We start from the raw sequence: 5625 nt of genomic DNA on the forward strand, positions 1-5625 counted from the left end.
TTCTTCAAGTCATAGTGATTCAAGAAAAATTCTTTGATTTTTTTGTTCTTTCGTCCTGGTAAAATAGCGACGAGATCATGTTTTTGAGCGTCAATGGCGATAAAGCTCATTTGATTACCTGTAGACCGAAATTCATCAATGCATAGGGAAACTGGTAGACCATTGTAGGCAGGTTGAGTCTGCTTACCCAATGCAGCTAACTGGCGGCTTACAGTGTTGGTTGAGACGTTGTATTGCGAGGCAATGCTAGCCATTGTCCGATCTTCCGGTGGACGGATTGATAAATCTACTAGATAATTACGAACAACGCCCTTTGTTCTAAGCCGGGTAGTTCAACTTGATCCTGATAGGAATAAGTCAGCTAATATCTACAACAAGGCAAATTTGTGCATGGCAGTTGTAGTTTTGAACTGCTGTTGGCAGAATTGTTTAATACGGTGTGACTTTTGCATAGTTAATACAACCATGGAGGTTTTGACATGAGTAAAGATGAAGTAATTCAGAATCTTTTTGACCAGATACACTCTATTAATGATCATTATTTAGCTATTATCGCCATTGTACTTGTCTTGACATCAATTGCTTTTTCATCATTAATGTGGTTGCAACTTAGGGCAAGTAAGGAGCAGTATAATAAAATGAAAGCAGAGTTGGAAAATGAGATGGTCGTAAAATATAATTTGCGACAAGTTTCGATTTTGAGTGAAAGCGCAGATAGAAAAATTAAGATGAGCTTGAGTCGTATTATAATGGATCTTGCTGTACACGAAGTCAATGATAATGCAGAAGTTAGTAGTGAAACCCAAAGAGATTGGGTTAACCGTTTGAGGCTTGCCGAGGATAGCCTTGATCGGGATGTTTTTAAGGAGGACAGAAGGGATGTTGCTAGCTTAATTTATACTATTTCTAAGAAAATTTTAGAGGATAAGACATTGAATATCACTAGCAATAACAAACGACAGTTAGAAGCGTTAGTAGATAGAACTAATGAAAAGCACGAGTATTATTAAGCCGGCATCTTGGTTGTAGGCAAGATGATTCTTATTTTGTATTTCACATTCGCCACATCGTAGGGGAAAAGGATCTACGTAAATGCGTAAGGTATCATGTGATTCGTCTAAAACCTTGGGGTTATTAATGTTCTGATCTTTAATTTGTAGGAGATTTTTTGTAAACTGTCCTTGGACATATCATTTTCTTCGCTTTCAATTGGTTTTCGTCGACTTGATTGTAGTACAGAGGTGGTATGCCTCTTCTCTATACGAGAATGGTGTCGATGAATTTCTCCATCAACACCAAATATCATAAAACCATAATTTTTGAGAATTCACTTTTTATAAGTCCTAAATTTCTAACTTTTTCAGCACCCTCGAAATCATTGGCATGACCTTTGAAAGGTCACTCGATTCTCTCGAGAAATTGCTCGACACTTTCTTCTGAACCCAGGCTCCATCCGTTTTTGATCATAGCAGTATGGATACTGTTAAGGGAAAAAAGCATATTGCCGATACTCATATTGTTGGGATATTCGTGGTTCTCGGCATAGTAAAACTCTGTGATGGTGCTCTTAAGGTGTTCGTAAAGGGTATGATCATCTGGTAAGATTCGGCGATTCTTTTGTTCTTTCATGGTAGTAAAGACCTCTTTCAATTATTGATAAGATTAATCGTAACATATAAATTTTACAGTTGGCTAGTTTAAGTATACATTCTTGAATTTAAAATTATAACGGCAGCTGCTTGGGCTGTCGTTTTTGAATTGGCTGGAATTTTGTGGCTTACTTGGTGACCATAACTAGCTTCCTGTTGGCCGTGATGTATTGATTATTATTTAGCTTGAACCGAGTCGTCAGGTTATAGTGCTGGATGCCGGTGACTTTTAGGATACGGCCGGTCTTCACGTGCTTGACCTTCTTGGTGAGACTCAGATCAGTGTAGACGTTAATGCCGGTTTTACTAATAACCTTGATCTGCTTAGCGGCTTGTTGATAATAGGCCAGGGCGATGAAGGCTTTTTTAGCCGTCACGTAGCCCGTCTTGCCGGCCGTTTTACTCTTGGCATTGATGTCCTTCACCTGGTAACGCAGACGGCCGGCCTTGGAGTAGGCGTAGTTGGTGACCACAAACATCGGGCGTTTAGTACGGTTGGCCTTAGGGTATTTTGCGAGGCGCTGGTGCCGGTTGAATGTGGGGTGTTGATACAGATAGAGTATCTTGAGGGCGTACACCTTGGACTGTTTCGGCAAGATGGCGGGGCGAGCAGCTTCGGCGGCTTTGACGGTCAGGGTGACCGTTAGCGTTTTGCCATTGGCGGCCTTGAGCGTGATCTTGTAGGTGCCGGGGCGGGTCAATTTGGCCTGATTGAGGTCCAGTGTGACTGGCAGGGCCTGACCTGTGGCATCGGTGGCCTTAGCGTTGAAAGTCGCGGCGGTTACCTGGTCGCCGGCTGTGATGGTGGCGTTATTGGCGGTTAGGCTGGCCTGATCAGTGGTGGCTGGGCGACTGGTTTGGTGGTTCGGTTTGACGTAGTGGACCACGGTTTCGTATTTGCCTTCCTTGGCGAAGTTAACCTTGACCGCTGACTGATCAGGGACGTAGCCTTTGACGTCAGTGGGGCTGGTAATCGTGGCTGGTGCTTTGCCCGCGTAGCCGGTCACGACAACATCATCGTGGGCCGGGGAGCCATTTGGCAGGACGTACTTGATGGTCATTTGGTAGTTGTTGTCGACGACGTAGATGATGAAGGTGGGTACCCAGTAGGTGTTGTTATCAGCGTCCCATTTAGGGGTCACGACTTGCTGAGCCTCGGCGCGAGTAGCGGTCATGTCTACTGAGGCATTGGGAAATAGAGACAGGTCGGCGTCGTTAATCGCTTCTAGTTTCTTGAGGTCGTATTGAGACATGTCGTTACTCATGGCATTGATGTGGTCAAGCGTTTCATCAGGACCGGTGATGCCGTTTGCGTAATCAAAGCAAGCGTTTAAAAAGTCATAGAGGGTATACCCCGGCTTAAGTTGCTGAACGCTTAAGGACTTTAGGATGTCGTTGTAAGTGCAGCCTTGAGTGTAACTATCGCTGAGGTCGCCGGTTAAGGTTCCCGTAGACTTGGTAATGTTGGGATCGTTCTCTGATTGAAAAATAGTGTCGACTTGACACTTGACCTCATTGGTGGTCTCGTCGGCGTTTGCCGTTGTCTGCTGGACGTTTGCCAACGAACCGATACCAGTGGCGATTAGTAATGTACTGAGTCCTAGTAGTATGTGCTTAATGATGTGTCGCATGATTCATTCACCCCCAGTTTCAGTGTAGTGGTCGATTGCTGGTTGGGGGTGGCTGGTGACTTGGTATGGTTAGTTTGCTTTCTGTGGTTGGTGGTGTGGGTGTGAGCTTGTTGGTTTGGCACTGGGTGATGCTGGGGTGGCGGGCTTTTTTGGTTTAGCGGAGATAGTAGGTCGAAGGTCAAGTGGTGGTGTCGAATTAAATTTTTTATAGAGTCGTTGCGCGATAATTACGATGCGTTTCTACATTAATGGTTGATAATTGAATAGAGTTTATTATTATAGATGTACACCATATTTAAAATTCTGTGGTAGCGTAACGTATCATGAAAATGTTATTGTTACGGCATAGAAAAATCTAATGGAATGAAGGCGATGAATTAGAAAAGGAGAATTATCATGAAAAAATGGCTAGGTGGTTTATTAGCATTAGTGGTCGCAATCGGGTTCGGCATGGGCTGGAACTACATGTGGTCAAAGAGTAGTCGTGATAAGGGGAGCTCGGATCCTACTAGTGTTGTGGCTGAGGCGGAAGAGACACTTACTGATAAGAGAATACAATTCAGTCTTGTAGACAAGGATGCCAAGAAAAGTTTGGGAAGCATATCAGTTGAATTAAAAGATAGTGAAATTCCAGAGACTGAGGTAACCGACAAGAAGTACAGTGAGTTGCTCAAACGGGTGAAGGAAAGTAGTGGGAAGGATTATAAACTATTGATGCAGTATTATGGATTGAAGTCCAGCCTGGAAGGTGAAAATAAGAATCTTCTAAATAATATTGTAAAAGGTACGGGTTTTAAGCTTACAACGCTTTGGAAATTACCAGACTTTGATTCCAAGATGGGATACACATTGGACGAAGAAGCGTTTGATAATAATCTAAAGGAAACATTTAAAGTTAGTTTTCTGTTTAGAAAGACGGCTGTCGTTGAAGTCCCATATCAAAGGAATAATTCAACTACCCATATTCAGCTAGAAAAAGCCGATTCAGCAGGTGAACTGTCCAGGGCTGGTAATTATACTCTCAATGGTGTCGGTGGGAATACGATGTCACTGAAATTCCTGAAGTATGCAGGAAACTATGATGGTTATGTTCTCTCAAAGAAAAATATCAAGTTTACTGGAGAAGACTCTTCTGAAGTGATTTGGCTTATCTCTAGTGAGTATCAACAGAGCAAGACGGTGCGATATGTTGACCAGGATGGCAAAGATATCCAAGACAGCACTTCAGAACACGCTGGTTATGGAAAGAAAATTAAAATTAGATTTCCTGAAATCGAAGGGTATGAACTAGCTGAAGATAAAAAGTATCAGTGGGTTCGGTTTAAGGCATTGCCTGGTGAAGGCGAAAAAGATGTGGTTATTAAATACAAACTCGCTACTAGCGAAGGCAAAAATCCAGGCGGTTCAGATGATAAGGATAATGGTTCTGCTGGACCAGGTAATGGATCAAGTTCCGGTACTGACGTAGATAATAATGTTGACGCTGGCAATAACGAAAATAGTAATGGTAATAACAGCAACGCCAACAATACCACCACCAGCGTTTCCCCATTCAAGGTCTACGGCAAGCAGAAGCTGTACCGCTACTCCCACGCAACGTTTACCAACAACCGGCGGGTTCAGGCTCACGCCAAGAAGGTGAAAGCGCACGCTCCGGTCTTCACGGTGGTGGGCAAGACGACTTCCAAGACTGGCGCAGCGCGGTACGTTTTAAATGACGGCACGCACATCACGGCCAACGCGAACTACGTGGGCAAGCTGTACTGGGCCAACCACTACCGCAAGCTGTACGTGACGAATCCGCAGGGCATCAACACTTACAAGACCACGACGCTGAACCAGAAGGTCAAATCCCTCAAGCAAGGCACGGCGGTGACGGCCAAGGCTGTGACCAAGAAGGGGCAGATGACGCGCTACCGGCTGACTGATGGCACGTACATCACTGGCAACAAGCAGTACGTTTCCCCAACCAAGCCGAAGCTGGTCAAGCAGGTCAAGGCCAAGACGCGGGTCCGCGTGTACCAGGACGTGAACTTAAACAAGGTGGTCAAGACGTACCAACCGGGCCAAGTGATCAAGGTCAACGGCTGGAACCACTCCCGCGGCGACGTCCACCACGTGTCTGGCGTCAAGCGCTACAAGGTAGCGGGTGGCTACATTACCGCTAATAGTAAGTACGTGAAGGTTGTCAAATAAGGGGTTCTAAAATATCTGTTGTTGGTAATCAACTTAATTGGTTACTGGCAGCGGATATTTTTGTATACTGTATAGAGTAAAAATGGGTACAAAAAAGGGATATAGTCGCAGATCTATGTCCATCCACTACCACATTTCAAGAGAAAGAA

4 protein-coding genes and 1 pseudogene are annotated in these 5625 nt (G+C 44.4%); 2 read left to right on the forward strand and 3 right to left on the reverse strand.

What is annotated here, in order from left to right; all coding sequences use genetic code 11:
• Positions 1-296: pseudogene (locus EKM83_RS12650) on the reverse strand (ISL3-like element ISP1 family transposase); the annotation flags it as partial.
• 183 nt (positions 297-479) lie between these two features.
• Between EKM83_RS12650 and EKM83_RS12655 the strand changes: the two are divergent.
• Complete coding sequence (locus EKM83_RS12655; RefSeq protein WP_125577915.1) at positions 480-1010, forward strand: hypothetical protein; 531 nt, start codon at positions 480-482, stop codon at positions 1008-1010.
• A 388-nt stretch (positions 1011-1398) separates the two neighbouring features.
• On the opposite strand, the gene EKM83_RS12660 is transcribed toward EKM83_RS12655, so the two are convergent.
• Together EKM83_RS12660 and EKM83_RS12665 are read right to left on the reverse strand one after the other, a co-directional pair.
• Positions 1399-1629, reverse strand: coding sequence for a hypothetical protein (locus tag EKM83_RS12660; protein WP_125577917.1), 231 nt, complete (start codon positions 1627-1629; stop codon positions 1399-1401).
• Positions 1630-1777: 148 nt separating this feature from the next.
• Positions 1778-3280 (reverse strand): DUF5776 domain-containing protein, encoded by a 1503-nt coding sequence (locus EKM83_RS12665; protein WP_125577919.1) that lies wholly within the window; start codon positions 3278-3280, stop codon positions 1778-1780.
• Between the two features lie 396 nt (positions 3281-3676).
• Here EKM83_RS12665 and EKM83_RS12670 point away from each other — a divergent pair, with 396 nt between their 5' ends.
• Entirely contained in the window at positions 3677-5476 is a 1800-nt protein-coding gene (locus EKM83_RS12670) for a DUF5776 domain-containing protein (protein ID WP_125577921.1), read from the forward strand.
• Positions 5477-5625: the final 149 nt, after the last annotated feature.

The sequence above is a fragment of the Levilactobacillus angrenensis genome (assembly GCF_003946085.1).
Lineage (GTDB): Bacteria > Bacillota > Bacilli > Lactobacillales > Lactobacillaceae > Levilactobacillus > Levilactobacillus angrenensis.

What these genes read in the sequence shown, in the direction of transcription:
- EKM83_RS12655 (WP_125577915.1), top strand. Translation starts at nt 480, where the DNA reads ATGAGTAAAGATGAAGTAATTCAGAATCTTTTTGACCAGATACACTCT.
- EKM83_RS12660 (WP_125577917.1), bottom strand. Translation starts at nt 1,629, where the DNA reads ATGAAAGAACAAAAGAATCGCCGAATCTTACCAGATGATCATACCCTT.
- EKM83_RS12665 (WP_125577919.1), bottom strand. Translation starts at nt 3,280, where the DNA reads ATGCGACACATCATTAAGCACATACTACTAGGACTCAGTACATTACTA.
- EKM83_RS12670 (WP_125577921.1), top strand. Translation starts at nt 3,677, where the DNA reads ATGAAAAAATGGCTAGGTGGTTTATTAGCATTAGTGGTCGCAATCGGG.